The following is a 25210-nucleotide window of genomic DNA, read 5'->3' on the forward strand; positions in this document are numbered from 1 at the left end:
TAAACTCCGTGTTCTCTGTGTCTACAGATCTAAGGTTTTTATCGTTTAATCCACAAAAGTCACACGATTGATTTCTTGTAGGGTGGTTTCTCCGCTGGCCACTACGGCCAAAGCTTGCTGACGCATCGACAAAAATCCAAAGCGTGCGGCGAGTTGTTTGAGTTCTACGGCTGGCGCGCGGCTGGCAATGGCTTGCTTTAGCTCGTCGTTTAGCCGTAATACCTCGGCAATCGCCTTACGCCCTTGGTAGCCGGTATTACGGCAAGCCTTACAACCAACGCCTTTACGGAATCGCCAGCCTTTCACTATTTCGCTGTTTAAGCCCGATGTGGCGAGTAGCTCTTCGTCGGGCTCGTCATCCACTACGCAATGCAGGCACACTTTACGAATCAGCCGTTGGGCCACCACGCCGATCAGCGCATCCACAAAGCTATTCGGCTCTACGCCCATATGAATAAAGCGGTCGAGCACCGAAAACACATTGTTGGCGTGCACAGAAGTGAGCACCAAATGGCCAGTTAGCGCCGCTTGCACCGCAATATTGGCGGTTTCGCCATCGCGAATTTCACCCACCAAAATCTTATCCGGATCATGGCGCAGCACCGAGCGCAGGCCACGGGCAAAGCTCAGGCCTTTTTTATCGTTCACAGGAATTTGCAATACGCCGGGCAGCTGGTATTCCACCGGATCTTCAATGGTGATGATTTTCTCTTCGCCGGTATTAATCTCAGAAAGAGTGGCGTAAAGCGTGGTCGATTTACCTGAGCCGGTAGGGCCGGTGACGAGCAGCAGGCCGTAAGGCTCACGCGCCAAACTTCTGATCCGCGCCATCGTGCCGTCATCAAAGCCTAAGATATCTAAACGCAGCTGCTTAAAGGTATCCCCTCCATTTTGCTTATCTAATACCCGCAGCACGGCATCTTCGCCGTAAATCGACGGCATGATGGAGACGCGAAAATCTACTTCCCGGCCATTAATCCTTGCCTTAAAGCGTCCGTCTTGCGGCACGCGGCGCTCTGAAATATCCAGATCGGCCAGCACCTTAATCCGAGAGATGACTTGCTCGGCGGTCTCCAAGCCGTTTGCGCCGCCAATATGCAGCAGCACACCGTCGATACGGTATTTAATGGTTAAGCCATTTGGCGTGCTTTCCATATGCACATCAGATGCCTTGGCCTTGAGCGCGTCGTACAGCGTGGAATTCACCAGTTTGACCACTGGCTTTTTATCAGCCGCCAAGGTCGCCAGTGAAATTTCAACGATGCCGTCTTGATTGACTTCACTTTGCTCGCCAACCCCTAGCTGATCCATCGCTCGGTGTGAGGTTTCAAACTGCTCTAAGTAAGTGCGTAGCGCCTGATGATGGGCAAAAGCAGTTTTATAGCTTACAGATAAGCGCTGGCGTAGCCAGTTACGCAGAGCGGCATCGAAAGGATCGGCCAGCACAACACATAGCCCATCTGTGCCATCGAGTAGCAGGCATTGTCTTGCCACGGCTTCACCGTAAGGCAGCAGATCATAACGCGGACTAAGCGCGCTGATGGCATCGAGGCTTAAAAACGGCAAGCCCAGAAAGCGGCTAAGCTGCTCGCCGTAATCGGCATCGCTTAGGGATAGCGCCTGCTGCAAACGCGGAGCAAGCGGGGCCTGATCTTGGCGTAATGTTTGGATCAGTTCTAGGCTGAGCTTGGGTGAAGAGATTGTGATCGCTTCAGTCATCGCTGGCATATATGTGGCATCTGTCATTGCATATTCCCAGCCAGCTCAAAAATCGGCATATACAGCAGAAAAACAATTCCGCCGATCAATACGCCAATAATCAACATTAAAATGGGCTCAAAAAGGCGGGTAAACATATCGATGGCGCGTTCTAGCTCTTCATCGCAAAACTGCGCCGAGCGCTCGCACATGGTGGCCAGCTCACCGCTTTGTTCCCCAACGCGTAGTAAGCGTTCCGACACAGGCGTTGTCAGTTGGTAGCGGGGTAGGGCTTGAGAAAGGGCCTGGCCCGATTTCACATCGACCAAGGCTTGCTGTAAGCCAAGCTGCATTTTTAGTGGCAATAACTGCGCCGCCAGCTCCATCGCATGCACCACCGAAATTCCGCCAGCCAGCAGCAGGCCCACGGTGCGGTAAAAACGCGTCAGTGAAAATAAGCGCCGGTATTGCTCTAAACGCGGTAAGCGCCAAAAGGCTTCACGTAAAGCACTTTTGGCTGCATCGGTACGCAGCAAAAACACCGCCAACACCACGCTAAGCACCAAGCCGCCAAACATCATCAAGCCGTGCTTGTGCACCAAATCCCCCCACCACAGCATCATTTGTGCCGCAAAAGGTAGGTTTGTCATCGACGCGTAGATCTGGCTGAACTTTGGGATCACATAAAACAGCAAAAACAGCATAATGCCGCCGCCAATACCAATCACGACCAGCGGGTAAATTACCGCCGAAATGACCTTCTTTTTAACTGCGGCCAGCCTAGATTCGTAATGGTGATAACGCCCCAGCGCATCGGCAAGGTGGCCCGTTTTTTCTGCTGAGCTAACGGTGGCGATATATAAAGGCGGGAAGTGCTGGCTCATTTGTGCCAACACTTTAGATAAGGGTAAGCCTTGGTACAGGCCTTCAATCATGCGGCTTAATACATCGCCATTCGTATCTTGCGCGCTCTTTTCTTTAAGCGTTTCTACTGCTTCAACTAGCGTCAGCCCCGCTTGCAAAAGCGCGATCAGCTCTTGGGTAAATAGCGATAGGTCAAATGCTTTGGTGGAGAGTTTAAAGCTGCTGTGCGCCTTGGCAGATAAAAACTGCTGTCCTTGCGCCGTCAGCTTATCCTTTAGCTCGCTTTCATTAGCGGCGTCGATATCCAGCTGCAGCAGTTTGCCTGCCTGCAAGGCTTTAACGGTGTAGCGCATGGGGGCTTCTAGATGGGCTTCGTAGGGCGGGTGAAACCCGCCATTTTGTAAAGGAATATAAGTCAGCGTGCATTGGCGGCTTGCACCCGCCTTAAGCGTTAATAGCTAACATCGCTATCTTCCCCTGTACCACCGGCTTTGCCGTCTGCGCCCATGGTCAGCAAATCGTAGTCGCGGCCGTTTTCCCCCGGTTTGTTGTAAACGTAAGGCCTATCCCAAGGATCTGCCGGCACGTCTTTCATCAAATAAGGGCCTTGCCACTTTGGCTCGTCACTTGGCTTTTTGGTCAGCACATTGATGCCTTGCTCGGTACTTGGGTAGTGGCCGGTATCAAGGCGGTAATGATCGAGCGCATCGGCAATCGATTTCATCTGGCTTGCCGCAGTCTTAGTCTTGGCTTTGCCTACCTCACCAAACAGCTTGGGGCCAACGTAACCGGCAAGCAGGGCAATAATCAGCAAAACAACGAGTAATTCCAGCAGGGTGAAACCTTTGGACAGGCGATGATTTTTCATTTTTTTTGTCTCTTCCCGTGAAGGCTAGCAGGAGCCGCCTTTCATCTTCTATCCCCGCATCGTAATACGGCGCTTCTTGCGGGATCAAGCCTTTTTCACGGCTTTTGCCTAGATGGAAAAATACCGGGCTTGAGGTACGCATTACGACTGGCTGAGTAGAGTAGATTGTGTGGCTGTGAATTGACTAATTTGCTAGTTAGTAAGGTGGTATGAGTACTGGCTATGGGAGGCTAATTTTTGTTACCGTAGCTGGGTGATAGAGTGTGATGTTTTTAAGAAATAGCTATAGTTTGCAGGGCGGGCGCTCTTCATTTTTTGCTTTTTGTTTAAATACGCAGCTAAAGGATATTTAAGATGAAAAAATTACTTATTACGATGATATTAGGTTTGCTGGCAGCAACGGCAATGGCCGGGCCTAAGGAAGAGAAAAATAAAACGCTGGTGCTTAAGTTTTACGATATTGCATTTAATAAGCTGGACACCGAGGGTGTTTTACCGTTTATTGCTAAAGATTATATTCAGCATAATCCGGAAGTAGCGAATGGTGTGCAGCCTTTGCAGGATTTTATTCGTTATATAAAAGCTAATTCACCGAATTCCCGTGCTGTGATTAAGCGGGTGATTGCAGAGGGTGATTTGGTGATGTTGCATGTTCACTCCCAAGATAAAGCCGGTGAGCGTGGCGTGGCGATTGTGGATATTTTTCGCGTTAAAAATGGCAAGATCATCGAGCATTGGGATGTGATTCAGGCCGTGCCAGAGAAAGATGCCAATGGCAATGGTATGTTTTAAGTGATTTAAGCAGCCGTATTGCTGCTTATTTATTAAAAAGCCCCATGCTTATTGTCAGCGTGGGGCTTTTTATTGAGCTTAGTACTAATCATGAATTGACAGCCAGTGCAAGCTTCAATAGATTGGCTGCTGCCACGCGGCCATGCTTGGTTTGATCGCCAAGACTTGCCGCAGCCATTGCAGGAGAGACTGTTAGCACAGCGCCGAAGGGGAATCGCCCCAGAAACTCTCAGGCAAAAGAACTGTGATGGCGTTGGCAATCTGGAGAGAAGGTAGGTTTAGCCTGCCTCGCCGAAGGAAGCATGGCCGATGTGCTGCATCGTGCCGCAATCTCTCAGGCAAAAGGACAGAGGGGCATCGTTCGGCTTACGCTGAGCGGGCACTGTTATCCTCTACGCCCTGTTCAAACGTAGCCGCTTTGCACTTCTAACCATGGATTACATCCGCTAAGTCGTGAAGCTTGCTCACCAGCATGTGAAAAACAACAACGCTTAGTCGCTTCATTTTGCGATTAAGCTGAACGATATACCGTAAAAACAATCTATTAAAAAACAGATCTAACAATAGCCTGCAAGCGACTCGAGCATGCACTCAGCGCAGCAGCAGGCATTACCCGAGATACATAAAATGGCAATTAGCGTATTTGATTTATTTAAGATCGGCCTGGGCCCATCCAGCTCGCACACCGTTGGCCCGATGCGGGCTGCGCGTACCTTTGCTCGTCGTTTAGAGAAAGACGGCATCCTTGAGAAAGTCGCCAAAGTAAAAAGCGAGTTATTTGGCTCCCTAGGTGCCACGGGCAAAGGCCATGGCTCGGATATCGCGGTTTTACTCGGCTTGCAGGGCGAATCACCTCGCCTTGTGGACACCGAAAAGGTGGATGAGATGGTCGCCGCCATTCGTGAAGGCCGAAAGTTAAATCTGCTTGGCAAGCATGAAATTCAATTTATTGAGGCCGAACACCTCATTTTGCATAAGCGCAAAACACTGCCATTTCACCCGAATGGCATGACTTTCGAAGCTTTTGATGTGACAGGCGAGAGTCTCTCTAAGCGCGCTTATTACTCGGTAGGTGGTGGTTTTGTGGTGGATGAAGCCGCCGTGGATGCGGGCTTTAATCCGCCCGGCGTGACGACGCTAAAGCACCCGTTTAAGAGCGGTGCCGAGCTACTCGCTCTGTGCGAGCGTCACGGTAAAACCATTAGCCAGATCATGTTAGAAAACGAGCTGGCCTGGCGCACCGAAGATGAAATTCGCGCTGGTCTGCTGGAGATCTGGGCGGTGATGCAAGCCTGTGTAAAACGGGGCTGCGAGCATGAGGGCATTTTACCTGGCGGCTTAAAAGTAAAACGCCGCGCTGCCGATATGTATCAAAAACTGCTGGCATCCCCTGAAGCCGCGCTGCGCGACCCGCTTACCGTGCTCGATTGGGTAAATTTATACGCACTGGCCGTCAACGAAGAAAACGCAGGGGGTGGTCGGGTGGTGACTGCGCCTACCAATGGCGCAGCAGGGATTATCCCTGCCGTAATGCATTATTACGCTCGCTTTACACCGAACCCGAGTGATGATGGCATTGTGCGATTTTTCCTGACTGCGGGCGCGATAGGTATTTTGTTTAAGCTGAATGCTTCTATCTCTGGCGCAGAAGTGGGTTGTCAGGGTGAAGTGGGCTCTGCTTGCTCGATGGCCGCAGGTGCGCTGGCAGAAGTTTTGGGCGGTACGCCTGAGCAAGTCGAAAACGCCGCAGAAATTGGCATGGAGCATAATCTGGGCCTGACGTGTGATCCGGTTGGCGGCCTTGTGCAAGTGCCATGTATTGAGCGCAATGCCATGGCATCAATTAAAGCGATTAACGCCGCCCGTATGGCGCTGCGCGGCGATGGCCAACATTTTGTATCGCTTGATCGCGTGATCAAAACCATGCGCGATACCGGCCGCGATATGAACACCAAATACAAAGAAACCGCCCGCGGTGGCTTGGCAATTAATATGATTGAATTGCCGGTAAATATCGTGGAGTGCTGATTTTTTAGAGTATCTAGAAAACGGCGGGGAAACCCGCCGTTTTTTTAGCCACCACGATGTGCCGGGCATTGCTCACCCACAAGCGGTATGGGGCTGGGCTTTACCTGCAGAATCGATGAGTGATGCAGATGCGGCGTTTAGCCACTCTAAACGCGGCATGTTGGGTATCTTATTGCAACAACGTCTGATTTTGCTAGCTTCACCTCTGAATATATCCATCAATACGCTAGAGCCTGGCTGAGCCAAAATTACTGGGCAGTGGGTATTTTTAATTGCGTGAATACCGCAGATTTAACGCCTTTGGCGGGAGATTAGGGGCAATCCTATCAACTTAAGTAAATGTTTTCGTAGGGAGAGTGCAACCCGCGAGCGATGCTGAAAAGTACGCGGGTTGCACCCGCCCTACAAATAGCTACAGTTTTTATAGGGTGTGCAAGTCGGTTTTCTTGCGCACCGCTTTGGAGCACAACGACTTCATCGTTGTGCTCCCTGCGAAACCTGTTGTTGTATTACAAGGTGTGCTTTTGATCGGTAGGCTTAAGCTCCGACTGCCGCCTTACGCCGCTCAATCTCTGCCATAAACTCCCGCAACTCTTCCGGAATATCCTGCTCCAGCCGCTGGTAAACGCGGCAATCCGGCGTGCGGGTGATCAGCTTGTAATTCACCAGCTCGCGGCGCAGCAGCACGTGATCGCCAATGGCTTCTGCGCTTTTAATCCATTCATTGGCAGCTTTCTCGTCCATTTCTAGCTGGGCGGGGAAGCTGGCCCAGACTGGCCAGATGCAGGGTAGTTGCTCAGAAAACTTAGTAGGCCAGCGCATCAAACGCCCTTGCTCATCAAAATACCGAAGCAAGCGTTTGGTCAGCGGGGAGTAGATATTGCTTACCGGCGTTGGCGCTTCTGCTGCCGCACGGAGATGCTGAAAATTACTAAAGCCAGCGGCGCGTGCCAGCATATTGAGGATTTGCAAGTGGCCAGGGGCGGCAGGCTCGAGTGCCCATTGCTGTTTGAGCGAGCGGGCGAGAGCCGAAATATCGGAAGTATAAAAAGGGTAGGTAGTGCGCGACATGGTCGAATCTCCTGTCGTGCCTAAGTCTGAAAGACTGCCGCTGGTCGCCGTTACGGCTTGGCACTAGGGTTCGGGCCAAGCAAAAACTAGATGATTTTTTCGCCATGGCAGGTTTAGCGTGGTTCATATGAACTGGCGACGCCTAGGTGAGCTGCAGACCTGAGGGGGATGATAGCTCAATATATGGATTTAATTCAAGTTGCGGTAAGTATTTGATGATTTTATTATGACATTTGCTTGTTCGTATCCCTCTATATACTTAGACTGCTTAACTATTGTGTAAGTCGATAGATAGGGATACGGCCTGAAATAACTCCACTATGCGCATCAAGTTAAGCCAATGACATGCCGGATTTTTTTGTAGGGCGGGTGAAACCCGCCAGAATTTGGCATGAAACACTATGGAAAACGGCGGGTTTCACCCGCCCTACGAATGATGAAATGCTTGCAAATGAGTGGTCACGGGCATGACAAAAGCCTAACTTGATGCCTATAACGGCTTGAAATAACTCCCCAGTATGGTAATCCGTCATCCCCGAATGTTGTTATCAGGGATCCAGTCGCGCTACTGGATTCCCGCCAAAGGCACGCGGGAATGACGTTGTTTTGGAATCGGGAAGTCAATAATGAGCAAATCTTAGGCTCTAAATATAAGGGCCGTTAACAGGGGATACAAAATGAAGCAGCGCTACGCTTATTTAAGCAGCTTGATGGTTTTTGCTATGTCGGCCTTTGCCGATGAAGGAATGTGGACCTTTGATAATCCGCCTAGCGCCTTGGTGCAACAGCGCTATGGCAGCACTTTAAGCCCCGCCTTACTCGAGCATTTGCAACAGTCCGCAGTGAATTTTGGCGCGTCAGCCTCTTTTGTTTCTAAAGATGGGCTGATGCTCACCAACCATCATGTGGCGATGAGTTGCATCGATAAGCTTTCCACCGCAGAGCGCGATTTGCAAAAAAAGGGCTATGTGGCAAAAAAAACCAGCGATGAATTAAAGTGCCCCGGTGGCATGGCGCGGGTACTGATTTCTAGCGATGACGTGAGTGAAGTAGTAAGCACAGCCGTAGCAGCAGGTAAAGATGATGTAGAACGCACGGCGCTGCGTAAGACGGTAATTGCCGATTTAGAAAGTAATTGTAAGCAGTCCACAGCTTTGCAGTGCGAGGTGGTTTCGCTTTATCACGGCTCGCTCTATCACCTGTATCGCTTTAAAGAATGGAACGATGTACGCCTCGCTTTTGCACCAGAATATCAGGCCGCATTTTTTGGCGGGGATGCAGATAATTTTGTTTATCCCCGATTTGCCCTCGATTTTGCGCTGTTTCGGGTGTATGAACATGGCAAGCCTGTTACGCCAAAGCACTACTTGAAATTAGCCGATAAGCCGATAGGCGAGGGCGATGCAGTATTTGTGATGGGGCATCCAGGGAACACCGATCGCTTACAAACGCTGGCACAACTGAAAGCGCTGCGCGATATTAATATGCCGATCCAGCTGGCGAGTGCAAAAATGCAGCAACAGCTACTGCATGCGTTTTCTAAACGCTCCCCCGAAGCCACAAGACAGGCACTAGACGTATTGTTTGGCACAGAAAACTGGCAAAAAGCCTTACTTGGCGAATATGCAGCGCTGAAAGATCCGCTCTTGATTGCACGTAAAGAAGCTGACGAGGCGAAATTTCGTCAGGCGTATCAAGAGAAAGGCTTAGCAGGCGATCCATGGGCGGATATCGACGCGGCAACGGCTAAAGGTATCGCAAAAGCTAAAGAATTTTGGGCGGTGAGCTATGGCCATTACACCCTGTTTGATAAGGCGGGCAAATTAGTTGAGCTAGCCTTTGAGCGGCAATTGCCCGACTCCGTGCGGCTAAGTGCCTACCGCGATGCGCGAATTACCGCGTTGGAGCGACAGTTACGTGCCGATGTGCCGATTTACAAAGAGTTAGAAGCGATACGCCTTGCCGCAGGGATTAATGAAGCGCTCGATTTATTGGGAGAAAATCATCCCTTTATTCAAGCCACGCTGGGCGGAAAATCGCCCATTGTTTGGGCAGAGGCGGTGGTTAAGAAAAGTCACATCAATGAGGTAAAAGAGCGGGTGCGCTTACTGGAAGGCGGCGTAAAAGCGATCGAAGCCTCAGAAGACCCACTGATCAAAATCGCGCTTGCCGTCTACCCCTTACGCCGAGAGCTGCTGAAATTTAAAGAAGAGCAGATAGAAACGCCAATTAAACAAGCCGCAGAAAAGCTAGGCCAAGCCCGCTTTGCGCTTTACGGTAAGACTTTGCCGCCGGATGCCACAGGTACATTAAGGCTGTCTTACGGTAAGGCCGCAGCTTATACCTCGAACGGCATTGCTACACCTTGGAAAACCACTTTTGGCGGGCTGCTCGCCCGAGCCGATGGCTTTGCAAGTAAGGTGCCTTTTGATCTGGCTGAAACCATTGCCCAAAAACGCAGCAAGCTCGACCCACGCACCGCGCTTAATTTTGTCAGCACCGCCGATATTATCGGCGGCAACTCCGGATCCCCCGTGGTTAATAGTAAGGGCGAATGGGTAGGGCTGATTTTTGACGGCAATCTAGAAAGCCTAGGCGGGCGCTTTGTCTACACCGACGAAACCGCCAGAGCCCTATCCGTGGACGCGCAGGCTATTTTATATTCCTTAGACCAAGTCTACGCAGCGCCACATTTGGCTAAGGAATTGCGGGTGAATTAGCGGCGAAATGAGTAGGGCGTACTCGAAGCGAAGCGCAGTACGCCAAACCAATTCACCCTATCCACCCAACCCAACATTTTTGCTATCAATTCAATATGGTCATAGAGTAATGGGTCTGTTAAAAAAACAAGTTGATTACGCTCTAAAGATGAATACGCTATAAGCGTTTCAAACTCAGACAGCCTCTGTGCAAACAATCGCTAATTTATTGCCTACAGGGTCTCGCACGTAGGCAGCATACCAATTTGGGCCATAAGCCCGTACGCTTGGAGCGCCTTCATCTGTCCCGCCGTTGGCAATAGCAGCAGCATAAAAAGCATCGACTTGCTCGCGTGAGCTGGCGGCAAAGCCGACCATCGCCCCATTGCCCGCTGTGGCGGGCGCGGAGTTGAACGGTTTAGCCACCCAGACAATTAAGCCTTCACCTAGCCCTTCACTTGAATACGCCTTCCAGCTAGGAAAGTTCATATGCGAGCGCCAATTGATGGTGGCTAATACCGCATCGTAGAAAGCGCATGATGTTTCATGATCATTGGCTCCTAAAGTGACATAGTTTTGCATGATTTAATCCTTACGTTGAGTTTAACCCAAGATGTGCTGATGAGTATGGCATGGGGCTATGGGGGGCTTCAATAAAAAAAGAACGAACGTTCTGTTTTGTGGTTTTTCGTTCACATGCGGCCGCTATGGGTTCTGCTTCATGTTTTAAAACAAAAAAACCCCAACTCAGCTGAGTGGGGTTTTTAATCAACACCTTTGTATTAATACTTTATAGAATCAATACCGCTTACCCAAATACTGCGGATTAAGCAGGTTTTCATTTGAGAAAATATCGTTTAATTGTGCCTGGTTGAGTAGTTTTTTCTCTAAGCACACTTCGATCACGGTTTGTCCTGTTTGCGCGCAAATTTTGCCAATTTCATCGCATTTTGCATGGCCTAGCACGGGATCGAGATAGGTCACAATGGCGATGCTATTGAGTACATTGCGGCGGCAGGTTTCTATATTGGCGCTAATGCCGTCGATACATTTTTCTTTTAACCCTAGCATGGCGTTTTGTAGTAAATGGATGGATTCAAATAAAGACGATGCAATGACCGGCTCCATTACATTGAGTTGCAATTGCCCTGCTTCTGCTGCCAAGGTAATGGTTAAATCATTGCCGATCACTTTAAAGCAAACTTGATTCACCACTTCTGGTATCACGGGGTTTACTTTGGCGGGCATAATGCTAGAGCCTGCTTGCAATTCGGGTAGATTAATTTCTTTTAAACCCGCCCGCGGGCCGGATGATAATAAGCGTAAGTCATTGCAAATCATCGATAGCTTGGTAGCGGTGCGCTTTAATACGCTAGAAACCATCACATAAGCGCCACAATCAGATGTGGCTTCAATTAAATCTTCGGATGAGGTAAAGGCATAGCCGGTGATTTCGCAGAGTTTTTTTACCGCAATCGGGCGATATTCAGCGGGTGCATTAATGCCGGTGCCAATGGCGGTAGCGCCTAGGTTAATTTCGAGCAATAGGTTTTTAATTTGCCCAATTAAGCGGATATCTTCTTTGATTAAGGTGGCGAAGGCGTGAAATTCCTGGCCTAAAGACATGGGCACCGCGTCTTGTAGCTGGGTGCGGCCCATTTTAAGCACATTTTTAAATTCAATTGATTTACGAATAAAGCCTTGCTGTAGTGTTTCCATATGCTGCATTAAAATCAGCAGGTGCTCGTACAGGGCCACTCTGAATGCCGTTGGGTAGGCATCATTAGTCGATTGGCATTTGTTTACGTGATCATTGGGGTGAATAAATTGATATTCACCTTTAGCATGGCCTTGTAATTCTAAGGCTAAATTGGCAATGACTTCATTGGCATTCATATTCACTGAAGTGCCTGCGCCGCCTTGAAATACATCACTGGGAAATTGATCTAAGCAGCGGTTATTATTAATGATTTCATCGCAGGCTTTAGCAATCGCCTCTGAAATTTTCTTTTCTATGGTACCAATTTCGCCATTGGCCAAAGCGCAGGCTTTTTTTGTTTTGGCTAATGCTTTTACCATAATGGGGTTATCGCTGATTTTGGCTTGCGATATTTTGAAGTTTTCTATGGCACGTTGCGTGTGAATACCATAGTAAGCATCAAAAGGAACTTCTTTTTCGCCTAATAAATCGTGCTCGATTCTAACGTTTTTCATTAGATAAAACCTCCACAAAGAATGATATTAGCAGTGAGTGCTTTTGTAATGATGATATTACTCAATATCTTGCTTAATAGGGAAGTGCTGGATAGGGGGGGTATGTATTCGGCATTAAATGAATGGCGCTTGATTTAATTTGCTCTGGGGGCGAGCAAAATGACCGCCATGCCAATTAAGCTAATCAGGCTACCGATGATATCCCAGCGATCCGGCATAATGCCGTCTGCCAGCCAAAGCCATAGCACCGCCATACAGACATAAACACCGCCATAAGCGGCATAAATGCGGCCAGTGGCCGCGGGGTGCAAAGTCAGTAGCCAAACAAAAATCATTAAGCTGAGTGCGGCTGGCAGTAATAAAAACACCGATCCACCCTTACGTAACCATAGATAAGGCAGGTAGCAGCCGATGATTTCTGCAATGGCGGTGGCGGTGAATAGGGCGAGGGTTTTTAGAAAAAAGGAGCTTTGATCCATATTGGGGCCTGTTTGCATCTTGCGTGTATCAGGATGTATAGGTAAAAGGCAATGATTATAGTGGAGCCGGGCCATGCTTGATATTGCGCTTTGCCGCTGCTTATTGGATCAATCGTAAACGATCCTCCTATTTAGCTTACTATTGCCGTGAAAAGACTTAATCAGGGTTTTTATCATTGCATGCCAGACGCCAGCCCGTGCGTTTTGAAGAATGGCTGCTGCAATAAATACGAAGGCAAAGCTTATGTTGGTTTGCTCCTTTTTTAATAAAAAAACAGGTTTTGTATGTGGAAGAAAATAAGAATCGTGGTTTTATTGCTGATTCTGGCTAAGGTGGCGCAATTCACGTGGCTGGATAAAGGTGCGCTGGAATGGAAGAAAAACTTATATGTGGCCGTATATCCGGTGAATGTAAGCGGTAGCGCCGAAGTAAGCGCTTATTTGCAGAGCTTAAATAAAGATGATTTTGAGCCTTTAACGCAATATTTTGCCGCAGAGGCTAAGCAATATCAGCTAAATATACACCGCCCCTTTGAATTTCAATTGGGGGCAGAAGTGAAAGAGATTCCCCCTGTGCCGCCGAGCGATGGCCATGTTTTAAATACGATACTTTGGAGTTTGAAATTCAGATATTTTGCATGGAATAACAGCCCTAAAGTCAGCGTGCCACCGGATATCCGCTTGTATTTATTGTATTACGACCCGGCCACGCATCCGCAGCTCAGCCATTCTACTGCGCTGAATAAAGGCCGCATCGGGCGGATTAATTTATTTGCAGCTAAAGCATATGCCAAGCAAAACTTAGTGATTGTGGGGCACGAGCTACTGCATACGCTGAATGCTACCGATAAATACGATTTAAATAGCAATCTGCCTCTTTACCCGGATGGCTTTGCCGAGCCAGATAAAGCACCGCGCTATCCTCAAGGCTATGCAGAAATAATGGGCGGTAGAATTCCGTTGAGTGAAGTATTGGCAAAAATTCCTGAGGATTTAAGCCGCACATTAATTGGCGAGAAAACAGCGCAGGAAATTGGCTGGTTGAAAGTATCTAAAGAGCGCTAGTACACCGCCGCGAGCATTCCACCCCAATCCTGTCAACTTATGGTTAAAGCAAAGTATGGTTTTGCGTAGGGTGTGCAAATTGTTTTTCTTGCACATCAGCTTGTCGTGAGCAACGACTTTGTCGTTATACACCCTATAAACACCGGTTTATCCAATGACATAAGCTCAAGTTGATAGGGTTGAGCATAAAACCCACTATTGAAACCTTGATGCCACAGAAAGTACGGTCTTTTACGCATAACACCTTGTTTATATTGTTTTTTCTCCGTGGAGTTACGTGTTTCCCTTTTTCGCCGCGGTCTAAGGTTTGGGCTTTAGTTGGCAATGTTACTGAAGTAAATATTTAGTTTGTTTAAAACAAAATAGTTTTTTTCTTTCGATTACTTTCTTTTTGTGTAATTTTTTTAACGAAAAACTGTCATATTTACCTATTAGAGTGTGGCCCTACTTCCCCCACTGGTGATTTAAGTCCATGTCTAAGTCAAATAATTTTAACGAAGAAAATTCTAACCACTCCTGTAATCCAACTTTCGATTCTATCCTTGAGCAAAGGGTGATGAGCCGTCGTGGCTTTTTGGGGATGAGCTTGTCGGGCGTGGCTATGGTGGGTGGTATGGGCTTGGGTCTGACGGGCTGTAGCTTGGGTGGTGATGATGATGTTACCGCTTCAGTTTCACCTACAACACCGCCTACACCATTGAACCCCGTTTTAGCTGCGCTTGGCTTTACCGCCGTGGGTAAAAGCTTGCTAGACAAGGTGGTTATTCCGACTGGCTATAGCTTTCAAATTATTTATGCTCTGGGCGATCCACTGAGCACCGCAACACCTGCATACAAAAATGATGGTACGGATGGCGATTTTGATAATCGCGCCGGTGATCACCATGATGGTATGGAATACTTTGGTCTGGATGCTGCAGGTAAGCCATCTGTATCAGCTGCAGATCGTGGCTTGTTGGCGATGAACCATGAAGCGACCACAGATGAAAAACTCTCATCTCATTTTATTCATGCTAACGGCGGCACAACCACCTTGCCACGCCCAGCCGCTGAAGTAGATAAAGAAGTGGCTATCCACGGCTTGTCGGTTGTGGAAGTAAAAGTCACTGATAAAAAATGGGCAACCGTTCAAAGCTCAGCATTTAACCGCCGTGTTACCCCGCTGACCCCAGTTGAAATCGCAGGTCCTGCTCGTGGCAATGCGCAGTTGATTACCAAATACTCGCAAGACGGTAAAACAACCCGTGGCACGATTAATAACTGCGGTACAGGTAAAACGCCTTGGGGCACTTTCCTGTCTGGTGAAGAAAACTGGTCTGGTTACTTTACTCGTGTTGCGGCCGATGATACCGCTCGCGGTGGCGATAAGAGCGTGGTTGCGCTCAAGCGTTATGGCCGTAGTGCAGGTGGCACCTCACGTCACGGTTGGGAAACCGGCGGCACGGATGATAAATACGCACGCTGGAATATCAGCAAAACAGGCGCATCGACCAATGGCAGCGATGACTATCGTAATGAATTGAACGGCCAGGGCTATATCATTGAGATGGATGCCTACGACAAAACTAAAGCACTGAAAAAGCGCAGCGCATTAGGCCGTTTTGCTCATGAAAGCGCAGCATTTGGCACCCCAGTTGTGGGCAAGCCGCTGACTGTGTATATGGGCGACGATTCGCGCAATGAATATATGTACAAGTTTGTGTCAAAAGCGGTATGGGTAGCGGCTGATGCCAACCCAGCTGATCGTATGGCGATGGGTGATAAGTATCTTGATGAAGGTACTTTATACGTGGCTAAATTTAACGCTGATGGCACGGGCGAGTGGATTGAGTTGTCGATGTCCAATGCCAAGATCACTGGCTTTGCTGGCTATAAATTTGCTGATTTGGCTGATATTTGTATTAACACACGTTTGGCTGGCGATGCAGTAGGCGCAACCAAGATGGATCGCCCTGAGTGGGGTGGTGTTAACCCAGTAACAGGCGAGTTCTATCAAACCCTGACTAACAACAGCAACCGCAATGTGGACCCAACAGGCTCATCCCAGCTGGCTCCAGATAATGCTAATCCACGTGCTTATGCCGACGTAGATGGCAAGAAAGGCACGGGCAATCCAAACGGCCATATTCTGCGCACCAAAGAAGGCGCAACAGTGGGCGCATTTATCTGGGATGTTTACTTGTTTGGTGCAGAAGCCGACGCAGACAAGGGTCTGATTAATCTATCTAATCTGACTGAAGAGCAAGATTTCTCTAGCCCAGATGGTTTGGCATTTAGCCCGAACACCGGTATTTGCTGGATTCAGACCGATGATGGCGCTTACACCGATGTGACTAATTGCATGATGTTGGCTGCGATTCCAGGCCGAGTAGGTGATGGCGGTGCTAAAACACTGAGCCACCCTAAGAAAGACGGCACGAAGCTGGATGTGGTCACACAGGTCGGCGCGGTACCTGCGGCTGATAAGCTGAAACGCTTCTTGGTTGGCCCAAAAGATTGCGAAATTACCGGCCTGTGCGAAACACCAGATGGCAAGGCGATCTTTATCAATATCCAGCATCCAGGTGAAAACACTAAACTGGCTGATCTGGCTAACCCAGATCTGTACACCAGTCAATGGCCAGCCAACGCAAGCTACGGTGCTGGTAAGCGCCCACGCTCTGCCACGATTGTGATTACTAAAAACGATGGCGGCCGTATCGGTTCTTAATCTTCGCTAGTTATCCTAAACGCTGAGTCACTCAGCGACTCAAATAAGCCAAATGGATTAGATTTTCTAATTCATTTGGCTTTTTTATTGTGCGGCACTGGATAATCACCGCTTTACGTATTTTCGAAGAAGCTATGCTGAACCAACACCCTGCTTTGCAAAGCCTTGCTCCCTATTGGGCCTCTTACCAAACGATGCTGAAATCTTTGGATGAAGGCCAGCGTTTTAAGGCCAGCCCACAAGAGGCTTATGCTCATGCCTTGCTGATCAGGATGAATGAGCTAGAGCACGATTTACAAACCATGCGCCTTGCCGTGGCGTTGATTCGCGATATCGATTCAAGCGTGGCCAATGCCGCAGCCATTTATCGTTATCACGAAGAATATTTCTTGTGCCGCCTTGCAGCCAGCATGGATAAAGCCCATTGCTTAGTCGGCGCGGCGCTGTTGCTAAAGCAAGATAAGTGCGAAGGTAAGGGCGGCCAGCTGTTTGTGCTCCGTGCAATTCAAGCAAGCCATCCAGAGCTAGCCGCCAGCTTAGAAAGAGCCGCAGCCATTGAAGCCAAGCATAAAAAGGCCCGCAAGGCGCTAGGCGATGAGTTGCCTGTTTTAAGTCATGATTTTTTGGCACAAGAGGCCGAGTCGCTGGATGCGCTGTGCGATAAAACCACCGTCGCAATGGAAGCCGTCTTATCTACGCTCGCCCCCGTTTTTGAGCTGGCTTGTGCTTAGAGTTACGTGATGACCGAAGGTTTGATCGAGAGAAAAGGTGGTTTTATAGGTATAAAGCGATGTATTGGCATGTATTGCATCTTTTGTAGGGCGGGTGAAACCCGCCGTTTTCGTATTTCAGCGCATTGCTCGGCGGGTTTCACCCTATAGGCGCTAACCAAAGTCAAAAAGATCTTTTTAGTGCCTTCGGCACGTTGATTTAGGTGCGGGCGTCCCGCTGGACCTTCCTTTCTTGCGCGGCCAAGAAACGAAGCCAAAGAAGGCCGCCCCGACCAGCACGAAGGCCCCTCACTGCGGATAATCGGCTCGGCGAAAAAGGCTGCTCGCTCGCTGCCTCGCTACCCCTTTTCCGAAACCCCGAGCCGCTTATTCCTCGCTTCGGCGTGCTTCAAGGGGGTTTTTAAGCCCTATGCGAAGAGCAAGGTTCTTATTTTTTTCGCTGTTTGCTAAGGAAAACCAATTTGGTTAGCGCACATGGGGTGAAACCCGCGTCTTTTTCAGCATGGCTCGGCGGGTTTCACCCGCCCTACGAAAATAGGTCGCTTAAATTGATGGGGCTGGGGTTTTTCCTCCCCAACATCCCCTAAATCTAAAAATAGGGCACAAAAAAGGCCCGCTATTTAACCAATTACTTGGCAAATAGCGGGCCTTTTATGCTTACAGACTATCTAGATCAACCACAAGCTCCAACAAAGCCGCAGGACACACAGCGGCTGCAGCCGTCGATTTTTTGCAAGGCGTAAGCGCCGCATTCTGGGCATTTTTTGCCGGTGGCGATGGGGTTTACTGGGGCCAAAGGGGCTTCATACTGGCTATCGTCTATCACATAGGCCATATGCTTATTTTTAAAGCGTGTGGCGAGTAGTTTGGTAGGCACTTGATTGCCGGACGCATCTAAGAAGCCACGTTTGGTAAGGATTTGCTGCAAGGCATAGCCAATCGCGGCCACTTCAGATTCGTGGAATAAAGGCGCTTGCGAGCCGTCTTCCTTATTAATCATGCCGCAACGAACCGTGCCCTTGCCCCAGCTTACTTCGCGCATATCGGCCAGCGATTTAGCGATCGAGCCGCCTGAGCGTGCCGCCATGGATAAAAGGCGCATGCTGGCGGTGATCCACTGCTGATCTTCGCTTTTTTGGCTGGCAGGCATAAAGAATTCAAATGGGCGCTCAATCGTGACCAACTCGCCGCCGACCATGCCGGTGATATGGATAAAGCTGACGGTCAGGTAAACCACTTTTTTACCTTCGTACGTCATATAAGCCACTTTAGAAGTCACCGACTCCAGATCGCCATTCGGGCGGCGATCAAACTGCTTGCGCAGCAAATCATCATCTGGGATTAGCTCTTCTTCTACCACAGCAACCGGCGCTTCAGCGACCGACAACACGCTGCCCAAAATGCTATTCGGGCGGTAAGTCGCTAGGCCTTTTAGCCCTGCACGCCATGCATCCATATAGAGGTTTTGGAAATCTGCGTAAGGATAATCGGCAGGCACATTCACTGTTTTAGAAATCGCCGAATCCACAAAGGGCTGCACGACTTCCAGCATCTTCATATGATCGCTAGCCGACATATTGAGCGCGGTGACAAAAGGCTCAGGCAATTTGCTGTCGTCTGATACATCGTGGCCCATATGGCGATACAAACGCCAAGCGTGATCGGCCACTTCATAAGTTTGCGTTGAGCCGTCCTGCATGCGTTTTTTGCGGTTATACACCCAAGAGAACGCAGGCTCGATACCGTTAGACGCATTGTCCGCAAAGGCCAGTGTAATGGTGCCGGTTGGGGCGATGGACAAGAGGTGAGAGTTACGCAAGCCATGCTTGGCAATCGCCGCACGAATTGTTTTAGGCAGGCGTTTGGCAAAGTTGCCCGCTAGATATTGAGTGCTATCAAACAGGGTAAACGCGCCTTTTTCCTTGGCTAAATCTACCGATGCAAGGTAGGCCGTATCGCGCATCACTTCCGAGATTTTTTGTGCTAGCGCACGCCCAGCATCAGAATCGTAACGCAGGCCCATCATCACCAGCGTGCTACCCAGGCCTAAATAGCCCAGACCAATGCGGCGCTTAGACATGGCTTCGGCTTTTTGCTGAGGCAGCGGCCAAGCGGTGGCTTCCAATACATTGTCCAACATGCGAATGGCGATGCTGACCACGGCTTGGAAGCCTTCAAAATCAAAACTCACCTCTTTGCTAAACGGCGACGTCACAAAGCGGGTGAGGTTGATCGAGCCTAGGCAGCAGCAGCCGTAATCGGGCAAAGGCTGCTCGGCGCAGGGGTTGGTGGCTTCGATGGTTTCGCAGTAATACAGATTGTTATCTGCATTCATACGCGACAAAAATAAGATGCCCGGCTCGGCGTGATCGTAAGTGGATTTCATCACCTCTTCCCACAACGCGCGCGCGCGGATGGTTTGGTGCACCCACAGGCCGTCTTCACGCTGATAAGCGCCCGCTGTGATCTTCTCTTCGCAAGGCTCGGCCTTGTGCACGAGGCAGAAGTCTTTGTCTTGGTTGACGGCTTCCATAAACTCGTCGGTCACGCCGATCGAGATATTAAAATTAGTCAGCCCGCCCTGATCTTTTGAGCGGATAAATTCCAGAATATCCGGATGATCGCCACGCAACACGCCCATTTGCGCGCCGCGCCGTGCACCGGCCGATTCAACAGTCGAGCATGATGCATTAAACACCTGCATAAATGAAACCGGGCCAGAAGCGCGCGAGCGTGTGCCGCGCACCAAGGAGTCTTTAGGGCGAATGGTCGAGAAATCGTAGCCCACACCGCCACCACGGCGCATGGTTTCTGCTGCATCAGAAAGCGCGGTATAAATACTTGGCTTGCCATCGGTGCTGCCCGAAACCGAATCGCCCACTGGCTGCACAAAGCAGTTGATCAGCGTAGCGCGTAAATCCATACCGGCGGCAGAGTTAATCCGGCCTGCCGGTACAAAACCATTTTGCTGCGCCCACAAAAACTTCTCTTCGAAGTACGCTTTAAAATCTGGCTGCTCTACGCTGGCCAAAGCGCTGGCGACCCGCGCCTGTACGTCGCTAATCGAGGCTTCTTCGCCCTTGGCGTACTTTTCTAGTAATACATCCAGAGAAATTTCTTGCGGAGCCATGTCGGTATTTCCTAAATAATTGATCGTATTCGGTGTCATGCGTACTGCATCATGGTTCTTGGGGGCGGGGCAATATAGCAGATTTTTTTGTATTTTATGTTGCTCAAAAACAATATCCGATCAGTGTAACAAGATAGAGATCTTTTCAATTGTGCTCTTGCCAGATGGCATGATGGCGGTGTGATTTGTACCAATATCGTTTATTTGTTGCTTGTTCTGCATATATTACGACTTTTAGCTGAGCTTGATTAGTGCTTGTGCTTTTTTTTGGTATTGCTGACATTATGCTTATTCTACTCTATTGGTTAAATAGTAATTAATTTTTCTGGTTTTTATAAATACATTGGTCATTGAATTAATTAGGTGTTTTTTGCATATTTAATTTATTAAAAAAACTAATTTTTTAAGTTTAAATTTACTGATTATGGCTCTTGCTCAATGGACTCTACGTAGATGAATTTATTGAGTGCGGGATTTAGTTTTTGAATTTGTAGGGCGGGTGAAACCCGCGAGCGATGCCGAATAAATACGCGGGTTTCACCCGCCCTACGATATTTATAATGTTGTTGAGCAAGCGGCATAATCAGGTTAAATTTACTGATTTAAAGCCCTGCGATATGCGGCTGCTCACGCTAAAAACACAATATAAATTTCGATAACCTGCTTGTTTTTTTAACGATTAATAATTAAAAATATATAATAAATGATGTGTTTTTATATGGTGTATTTTAATGATGCTGGTTTGTTTATTTTACTAAAAATATCAGGTGAGTGGTTTTATATCGAAGGATAAAGGCCTTGACGTTGAGGCGGTAGTATTACACTACTGCTTGGTAAGATATTTTGCGTATGTCGTTCTTTTGTTGTTTTTTGCGGCATTTAAATAGAGGGCGTGACCTTGGGTATGTTCTAAATTATTTTTTATAAAGGTAATTAGGCTCTTCTCGTATTGCGTAAAAAAGATAAGCACGCTGCCTTATTTTGGCTATTGTTATATTGATTGTCTTTTTGTGTTTGATCTTAAGCTGTTTTTTTTAGCATGTATGATTTTCACCGATGGATGCGCGAAAAATGAAACTTAGAACACGGATTTGGATCATTGTGATTGCCGCATTTTTGGGCATTATCATTGTGAGCGTTGGCAGTTTATTCCAGCTGCGTCAAAGCATGATGCAGGAACGCCGGGCGCAAATTATTCAGCTGCTGGATTTGGCGAAAGCGCAATTAACGCACTTTCAGGAGTTAGAGGTCACTGGAAAGCTGAGCCGTGAAGAGGCGCAAAGCCGCGCTAAAGAGGCATTGGCTGCGCAAAGAGCGGGCAGTACTTATTTCTTTATTCGTAGCATGACAGATGATACTTTTGTATTTCATATTAATCCCAAGCGTATGGGCAAGCCTGATCCGGGGGCAAAATCACCGGATGGCAGAACTGCAGTGCAGGTGATTCGTGATGGCCTAGCTGAAAGTAAAGACGGAAAAGCGTTTGCTTTAACTTATGTTGCACGGCCAGGAAGCGAGGATAAAACGGTATATCCAAAACTAAACGGCGTGATTCAATTTGAGCCTTGGGGCTGGATTCCTGGTACTGGGTTTTATCTAGATGATATTGACCGTTTGTTTTGGAATAGTGCAATAAAAATGCTGGTGGCAGGCTTGGTGATTCTTGCTGTGATGGGGATGCTGGCATTGGGTACGATGCGCAGTATTTTAGGGCAACTGGGTGGGGAGCCTCAAGATGCAGCGGATATTGCGCAGGGCATTGCAAATGGTGATTTATCCCGGCAGATTGAAACACAGGCAGGTAGCGATAGCTTAATGGGCTCTATGCGCTCTATGCAGCAGGGTTTACATGATATGGTGCAGCGTTTTAATCAGGCGTCGTCCACTTTGTCTAATGCATCCCAGCAGTTGAATAAAGAAACGGAGCAAATCAGCCGAGGCAGTCAGATGACTTCGGAGGCTACGTCTTCCACTGCTGCGGCAATTGAAGAAATGACGGTGAGTATTAGCCATATTTCATCTAGTGCCAGAGAAACAGAAGTTAATTCGCAGCAGGCTGCGGAGCTGGCTACTGAGGGGGAAAAAATGGCGCAGCATGCCGCGGATGAGATCCGCCGTATTTCAGGTGACATTAGCTCTGCAGCGGGTTTGATTCGTGGTTTGGTTGAGCGCTCTCGCGAAATTGATAGTATGAGTGCGGTGATTAAAGAAATTGCCGATCAAACCAACTTACTTGCTTTGAATGCCGCTATTGAGGCTGCACGGGCTGGCGAGCAGGGCCGGGGGTTTGCTGTGGTGGCCGATGAAGTGCGTAAATTAGCAGAGCGTACAAGCGGTGCAACACAAGATATTACCCGTACGATTCGTGCTGTGCAGGAGGATACAGATATTGCTGCAGGCTCAATGGATGGCGTGCAAACTCAGGTCGCACTGGGTGTTGATCTGGTAGAAAAAGCGGCTTTAGCCTTACGTGAGATCAATACAGTGACACGTGCCACTTTAGAGAAAACCCGTGATGTGGCAAATGCAACTCAGGAGCAAAGCCAGGTGAGTAATAGTATTGCAGGCAATGTGGAGCGGATCGCGCAGATGGTGGAAGAATCCGATGCTTCTGTGCAAGCTGCCCATGAACAGGTACGCAGCCTTGACGAGCTTGCGCGTGAGCTTACCCTCGCGGCTGCAAAATTTAAGCTTTAGGCTTGCTGATTGTTGCTTGATCAAGCTCTGTCCGTTAAGCCTGATCCTTAATGAGCCTCACAAAAAAAGCCCCTGCTGATAAGACGCAGGGGCTTTAAAATTTAAGCTTGAATGAATGTATGGAGTAAAACGGTGGTGTTTATTTCAGCTTTACATTCCAGTTTTTTTCTACGCACTTCACGTAATTGCCTTCGATCAGCGCGTTGTATGGGGTTTGATAATCGACCAACTGGCACTGATTATCCTGCCCTGCATTCCAGGTTTTTTCCCAGAAAATAGGGTAGGCGGCGGAGCTGCCTTTTTCGAAGCGCTGCATGCCGGTGCACTTCATCGATTCTTGCTTGATATCCCAGCCTAAATCACGCGCAAACTCGGTGTAGTAGTCGATGCGATTTTTAGCTGCTGGTTTAAGAGTTGCGTCCTGGCACTCGGCATTGATAATTTGAATCGTAGTTGGGAAGTCATTACCCAAGCCACGCGCCTTATCTTGTGCATTAGGCACCCATGTTCCGTCGATCACATGCAGCATCGATGGCTTTGGTGGTTGCGGATACACAAAGAAGAAGGTGGCAGAAGCCATATTCAACCAGCTTTCAGCAATCAGATCAGGCTCGTTAAGTAGCTTGGTTTGGTCGCCACTAAACATCACTTGCGAGAACGGGCCATAGTTGTAGTTGTATGAAAGCTGCTTAGCGCCACGGCCAAAGTACTTTTTAAAGCTGCCATCCGCGTTCTTACCGCAGGTCCATACGCCGTTAAACACCGGGTCGGTACATTCGGTGTTGTAGCCGCAGCCTGTACCGGTTTCGTTGCAACCCATTTCACGCACATGCACCAGCGCCTGACGCCATTCATCTATGCCGTACTGTGTGACGCTGTGGCCACCGGTTTCTTGGGCAAAGTGAGCAAACATGGTAGCGAGTGAGCGGCGGCAGATCTGGTCTGCGTTGCGGCCATCGCTGTAGTCATCACAAATGCCGGGGAATTTGGCGATGGCTTGCAAGAAGCGCTGATAGGTGTAGCTAGGATGACGTGCCGAGAAATAGTACTGAAACTTTTGCTCGGAAACGAGTGCTTCAACCCGTTTTACGTTCAGCGGGTTATCGCTTTTTCCGGGAGCAACCGCATCCACAATGGTGTTGCTGGCGGTGCGCACCGATGCTTTTACCTTGCGGAAAAAGTCGTTATTAGTGAGGTCGGCTTCACGGGTTAAGGCTTGGCTAAGGGTAGGCACACCATCGCTAGGCGTAGGGGGTGGTGTTGCGCCACTGCCTGTGCTGCCACCGCTACATACGCCGCTATCGGCCCATGTAGCGCTCTTGCTAGGTTCTTCAGCTGCGTTGACCCACCATTTTGCGGTGTAGTTGTGGTTGGCATAGCTTACAACGCTGCCCCCTGTGTAGCTGCTGCTGGATACCCATGCTGCTTTGCAGGTGTTTGTGCCCGGAGCCGGAGTTGGAACGGCAGTAGGCACTGGCGTTGGCGCGGGTGTAGGCAGAGGGGTAGGAGCCGGTGTTGGAACGGCTGTTGGCACAGGCGCTGGTACTTTTGTTGGAACGGGAGTAGGGGCCGGTGTGGGTACTTTTGTTGGGGCGGGAGTAGGAGCGGGTGTCGGAACAGGGCTTGGCACGGCGGTAGGTACAGGTGCCGTGCCATTGACTAATTGCCAAGGCCCCCATTGTTCTGCGCCGGGCACATTACCTTGTGTCCACCACTTGGCTTTCCAAGTCTGGCCTTTATAGCTTGCGGTGACGCCAGCTGTGTAAGTGCTGCTGGCGCTCCAGTCGGCTGCCATCAGGGAGGCGCTCATCAGCATCGCGGCCAATAGGGCCGTGATTCGGATCTTTGCTTTCATTGTCTCTTGCTCCATCCAAAATAAAGTCTGTGGCCTGATGCTTGGGATAAGCATCAGTACAGATCAGGTTTAGAGAGGTTTGCAGGCTTTTCGCCTATCTGTTTTGCTATGAAGTGGTATCTTCATTTGTAGTTGTAAGGTTTGCGGATAGTAGCAGCTGTAGTTGTCATGTCAATGACTACGCGCATGTATTTGATGATTAACTTTGCCTTTGTTTTATTTTGATGGCATAGCGATTGCGAGCACAATTTTATGCCAATAATCGCTAATATATTGTTTTAAAAGACATAGATAAAAAAGGTTAAGCTT

At 48.9% G+C, this 25210-nt stretch carries 17 protein-coding genes and 1 riboswitch; of the genes, 8 read left to right on the top strand and 9 right to left on the bottom strand.

What is annotated here, in order from left to right; all coding sequences use genetic code 11:
• Positions 1-45: 45 nt before the first annotated feature.
• The 3 genes from ACFQNF_RS20665 to gspG form a co-directional block, all read right to left on the bottom strand.
• A complete protein-coding gene (locus ACFQNF_RS20665) occupies positions 46-1746 on the bottom strand; it encodes a GspE/PulE family protein (protein WP_380190282.1) in 1701 nt (566 codons plus the stop codon).
• Positions 1743-2915, bottom strand: a complete 1173-nt coding sequence (locus tag ACFQNF_RS20670; protein WP_380190284.1) for a type II secretion system F family protein — start codon at positions 2913-2915, stop codon at positions 1743-1745. Before ACFQNF_RS20670 ends, ACFQNF_RS20665 begins: the two co-directional genes overlap by 4 nt.
• 98 nt (positions 2916-3013) lie before the next feature.
• Positions 3014-3430, bottom strand: a complete 417-nt coding sequence (gene gspG / locus ACFQNF_RS20675) for a type II secretion system major pseudopilin GspG (protein WP_380190286.1) — start codon at positions 3428-3430, stop codon at positions 3014-3016.
• Positions 3431-3784: 354 nt separating this feature from the next.
• Here gspG and ACFQNF_RS20680 point away from each other — a divergent pair, with 354 nt between their 5' ends.
• From ACFQNF_RS20680 to ACFQNF_RS20690, 3 genes are all read left to right on the top strand, one after another.
• Entirely contained in the window at positions 3785-4222 is a 438-nt protein-coding gene (locus tag ACFQNF_RS20680) for a nuclear transport factor 2 family protein (protein ID WP_380190288.1), read from the top strand.
• A gap of 170 nt (positions 4223-4392) precedes the next feature.
• Positions 4393-4477: riboswitch (glycine riboswitch) on the top strand.
• A 372-nt stretch (positions 4478-4849) separates the two neighbouring features.
• Positions 4850-6250 (top strand): L-serine ammonia-lyase, encoded by a 1401-nt coding sequence (locus ACFQNF_RS20685; RefSeq protein WP_380190337.1) that lies wholly within the window; start codon positions 4850-4852, stop codon positions 6248-6250.
• Positions 6251-6308: 58 nt separating this feature from the next.
• On the top strand, positions 6309-6491 hold the full coding sequence (locus ACFQNF_RS20690) for a hypothetical protein (protein ID WP_380190290.1): 183 nt from the start codon (positions 6309-6311) through the stop codon (positions 6489-6491).
• 296 nt (positions 6492-6787) lie between these two features.
• Here the strand turns inward: ACFQNF_RS20690 and ACFQNF_RS20695 are convergent, their stop codons facing one another.
• On the bottom strand, positions 6788-7321 hold the full coding sequence (locus tag ACFQNF_RS20695) for a DUF2087 domain-containing protein (protein WP_380190292.1): 534 nt from the start codon (positions 7319-7321) through the stop codon (positions 6788-6790).
• A 677-nt stretch (positions 7322-7998) separates the two neighbouring features.
• Between ACFQNF_RS20695 and ACFQNF_RS20700 the strand changes: the two genes are divergently transcribed.
• The gene (locus tag ACFQNF_RS20700) at positions 7999-10041 is read left to right on the top strand and encodes a S46 family peptidase (protein ID WP_380190294.1); all 2043 of its coding nucleotides are present in this window, start codon (positions 7999-8001) and stop codon (positions 10039-10041) included.
• Between the two features lie 174 nt (positions 10042-10215).
• On the opposite strand, the gene ACFQNF_RS20705 is transcribed toward ACFQNF_RS20700, so the two are convergent.
• The 3 genes from ACFQNF_RS20705 to ACFQNF_RS20715 form a co-directional block, all read right to left on the bottom strand.
• The gene (locus ACFQNF_RS20705) at positions 10216-10602 is read right to left on the bottom strand and encodes a VOC family protein (protein WP_380190296.1); all 387 of its coding nucleotides are present in this window, start codon (positions 10600-10602) and stop codon (positions 10216-10218) included.
• A 216-nt stretch (positions 10603-10818) separates the two neighbouring features.
• Entirely contained in the window at positions 10819-12234 is a 1416-nt protein-coding gene (gene aspA / locus ACFQNF_RS20710) for an aspartate ammonia-lyase (protein ID WP_380190298.1), read from the bottom strand.
• Positions 12235-12368: 134 nt separating this feature from the next.
• Positions 12369-12713, bottom strand: a complete 345-nt coding sequence (locus tag ACFQNF_RS20715) for a YnfA family protein (RefSeq protein ID WP_380190300.1) — start codon at positions 12711-12713, stop codon at positions 12369-12371.
• 285 nt (positions 12714-12998) lie between these two features.
• On the opposite strand from ACFQNF_RS20715, the gene ACFQNF_RS20720 reads away from it, so the two are divergent.
• The 3 genes from ACFQNF_RS20720 (at position 12999) to ACFQNF_RS20730 (ending at position 17219) form a co-directional block, all read left to right on the top strand.
• Positions 12999-13778: a hypothetical protein gene (locus ACFQNF_RS20720; RefSeq protein WP_380190302.1), complete on the top strand. Its 780-nt coding sequence runs from the start codon at positions 12999-13001 to the stop codon at positions 13776-13778.
• A gap of 472 nt (positions 13779-14250) precedes the next feature.
• A complete protein-coding gene (locus ACFQNF_RS20725; RefSeq protein ID WP_380190304.1) occupies positions 14251-16488 on the top strand; it encodes a PhoX family protein in 2238 nt (745 codons plus the stop codon).
• 134 nt (positions 16489-16622) lie between these two features.
• Positions 16623-17219, top strand: coding sequence for a hypothetical protein (locus tag ACFQNF_RS20730; RefSeq protein ID WP_380190306.1), 597 nt, complete (start codon positions 16623-16625; stop codon positions 17217-17219).
• Between the two features lie 673 nt (positions 17220-17892).
• On the opposite strand, the gene ACFQNF_RS20735 is transcribed toward ACFQNF_RS20730, so the two are convergent.
• On the bottom strand, positions 17893-20349 hold the full coding sequence (locus tag ACFQNF_RS20735) for an adenosylcobalamin-dependent ribonucleoside-diphosphate reductase (protein ID WP_380190308.1): 2457 nt from the start codon (positions 20347-20349) through the stop codon (positions 17893-17895).
• 1071 nt (positions 20350-21420) lie between these two features.
• Here ACFQNF_RS20735 and ACFQNF_RS20740 point away from each other — a divergent pair.
• Entirely contained in the window at positions 21421-23046 is a 1626-nt protein-coding gene (locus tag ACFQNF_RS20740; protein ID WP_380190310.1) for a methyl-accepting chemotaxis protein, read from the top strand.
• 139 nt (positions 23047-23185) lie between these two features.
• Here ACFQNF_RS20740 and ACFQNF_RS20745 read toward each other — a convergent pair whose 3' ends face one another.
• The gene (locus ACFQNF_RS20745; RefSeq protein WP_380190312.1) at positions 23186-24901 is read right to left on the bottom strand and encodes a glycoside hydrolase family 19 protein; all 1716 of its coding nucleotides are present in this window, start codon (positions 24899-24901) and stop codon (positions 23186-23188) included.
• Positions 24902-25210 lie beyond the last annotated feature (309 nt).

Origin of the sequence: Iodobacter arcticus (assembly GCF_042664895.1) — a bacterium.
Taxonomy (GTDB): Bacteria; Pseudomonadota; Gammaproteobacteria; order Burkholderiales; family Chitinibacteraceae; genus Iodobacter; species Iodobacter arcticus.